The following is a 2,937-nucleotide window of genomic DNA, read 5'->3' on the forward strand; positions in this document are numbered from 1 at the left end:
GTGTTTGGCCAGTGCATAAAAACTCGAAATCACAATGGCCGTGAGGTAGAAGAACCGGTGGGGCTGGCAGCAACTGAGCTACCATGCATTGTGGTATGCACCTGATTCGATTTTGCCAGTGACACCCAAAGCAGAAAATGAATTACTGGAGAATAAAACCGAGGCGAATAAACCCAATTTGGATGCTCATCCCGAATAATTTTCAGTTTGCCAAAAAAATAAACCCTCACCAAATGGCGAGGGTTTATTAAAAACAATTTGAATATCCTTTTCCAATAATTCATTCAGCAAAAATTTTTAAAATATTGCATTAAAAATTCCAATCCGCCATTACCCAAAATTTATCAGTGTCGGTAATTTTAGTGGCAGCATCGCCCATTGCATATTGCGCATATTTTGCAGTCCACACAACGGCACCCACTTTTTTGCTGATACTCAAATCAATTTCATCACCGTAATCGGCGCTGCCAAAATCTGCATCGTATTTGTGATAGCTCACCAGCGCTTGCGCACCCGCAAAAGTCACACCCAGGTTTACATATTTATCTTCAAGACCATCCTTAGGTGTAGCTAAAAACTTATCTGCCCAACCATTAAATGCATGCAAGGTTGCCAAAGGAGTTGCAAAGCCATAAGCACCATTATCAGAACCCAACACTTCATAACCCAAACCAATGCTGTAGCGTGAAACCGTATAGGTTCCTTCAGCGAGCAAATAATCTGCGTCAAACGCTTGTTTTGCGCCTGCATCTTGTTGAGCGGCATATTCGAGGTTATAGGTAAAAGTTTCACCCGCTGTACCCTGCCAACGTACACCAAAGGTATCGCTGGTCAAACCAAACTGGGCTATGGGGTTTTCCACATCCAACAGATAGGCATAGCCAATTAATTTGCCCGCATCAAAGCCGGTATAACTGGCATTTAACACATGACTATTCATATTTAAATCGCCCAATCCGGCATTGGCCTCACCAAACACACGATTCACATTTTTAATATACGCATACGTAAAATTGGTGTAGCGAATTGCTTTGTTGGTGAGCGAGACACCATCGTATGTCTGCTCGTTCTGGCGCCAACCCACATTGCCAATAAAGCGGGCATTGTCGAGAACCAAACGCTGGCGACCATATTTAATTTGATTGTTAAATGTGGTGTAAGAAATAAAGCCTTGATTGACTTCAGTACCAATCGGATCAGCAATGATTGCTTTATTGGTATTCAGTGGATCATTACCTGCAGTGCGATAATCGACTTCATTCGTCATCTCACTCACATTATCCATTTCCGCAGTAAACCCAAAACCATTCCAGGCACCGGATTGATAAGACAAACGCGATCTGGTGGTCCAGGCATTCGCTTCTTTCTCGCCGGATTTATTTCCCTGCGCATTGAGAACATCTTCGGTGACATCTTCATAACGTGTGCGAAAATTTACTTTGATAACGCTACCTTGCTGCATGGACTCAGTAAATGTTTTTGCTGAAATACTTGGAGCAGCACAAAGCAGCGAACTTGCCGCAGCAACAAGAAGATGAATCGTATTTTTTTTCATAGAGCCTTCTCCAAAGATTTTCATAAATGTGTGTAGTTCATCCGCACCCGGCCAATAAATTTGAACATAAAATTTATATTTGCTATGCACTAAAAAGTTTCTTGTGTGTATGCGGCATAACATGGAGGTGACTGAAATCCATTAGAGCAAGGCTTATGCCAATTGATTTCCTAAACTATCCCTAAAGGAATAAATCATTATTAATCAAGGAGATATAAAACGTTAAAAAAAACACCACGAAAAATTCACATTTTTTTACACGCACCCTTATGGGGACATAATAATTTTTAACGCGCCAATTAAATTCAATCTGGAAAAATTTATCGCACAATAAACGCCCACAAAAATGCACGCCGCTTTTTAAATTTGCACAACTGTGATGCAATAACATAAATTGCATGAATGAAGACCGAAATAGCAGGCACAAAAAAGTCGCACAAATACTTGTGCGGCTTGCATATTAACGGCTGGGAAGGATTAGTTGAGGCGTACACTGGCGCCTTGCGCCAAGCCTTTTTCAATACGCACCTGTGCGAAAGTAACATCCAATGTGTTATTGGCCACGAGGGTAAATGGCTCAAGAATAAGGGCAAACAATTCTTGTGGCGTGCGTTTCAAGCCAAAGTCCGTACCAGCATCCGGGTAGCACTTCAAATCTACCGTCAAGGTTTTCCAACCGGTGCCGGCAATACTGGTGAGTTCCTGGGTAATATCCACTTGCGAATAACAGGAAGGACCACAGCCAATGCGCACCCAAGCCTTATCAGCAGGTGCAGCATCTACTTTGATATCAAACACCAAAGAAGAATCTGATTCGTAGTAATCACTCAACACCTGACGGTTCAGCGTTGAGATAGCAACCAACCCCTCACCTTGGCCATTCCACACAGCACGGCGCGCATCTTCCTGCACATCGCGGTCCACACAAGTTACCGTCAGTGTTGAAACGCTGGCGATATTGCCATTGAGATTGGCGCGGTCATTATTTTTACCTTCCAAAATAATGCCGTAGGCACCCATGGGGCGACGGTTGAATAATTCCAATATCGCAGAGCTGGACTCAAACACTATTCCCTCTTCCGACAAGTCATCACCCAAGGTGTCTGCATCACCGTAATTCAAACCAAAACCATAGGCGAACAATGGATCATAATTTTCATCACCAATATTCAACGTGCCTTGATCCGGCGATTTGGGCCAAGAGAAAGCCAAACGTCCCTTAACAGGATAATTAATTTGCTCATCAGCAGTTTTGAAAATCACATCGGCAATGCCAGCGCCTTCAGTTCCCGGCTGCCAAATAACTGCAAACGCATCAGAGGCATTCAATTCACGATTGATCCACATGGGGCGGCCTGTCACAAACAATGCCACAACAGGAA

General features: G+C 43.2%; 2 protein-coding genes. Both read right to left on the reverse strand.

The annotated features are described in order from the left end of the window. Positions 1–310: 310 nt before the first annotated feature. Positions 311–1,555: an alginate export family protein gene (locus tag ACWA6V_RS20125; RefSeq protein WP_449524164.1), complete on the reverse strand. Its 1,245-nt coding sequence runs from the start codon at positions 1,553–1,555 to the stop codon at positions 311–313. A gap of 477 nt (positions 1,556–2,032) precedes the next feature. Then, positions 2,033–2,937, reverse strand: a 905-nt coding sequence (locus ACWA6V_RS20130; protein WP_449524165.1) for a putative glycoside hydrolase, incomplete at its 5' end; no start/stop codon positions are given.

This window comes from Cellvibrio sp. (assembly GCF_053579595.1).

Bases quoted from the DNA above. Each gene is read 5' to 3' on its own strand.
- ACWA6V_RS20125 (WP_449524164.1), bottom strand. From the start codon at position 1,555: ATGAAAAAAAATACGATTCATCTTCTTGTTGCTGCGGCAAGTTCGCTG.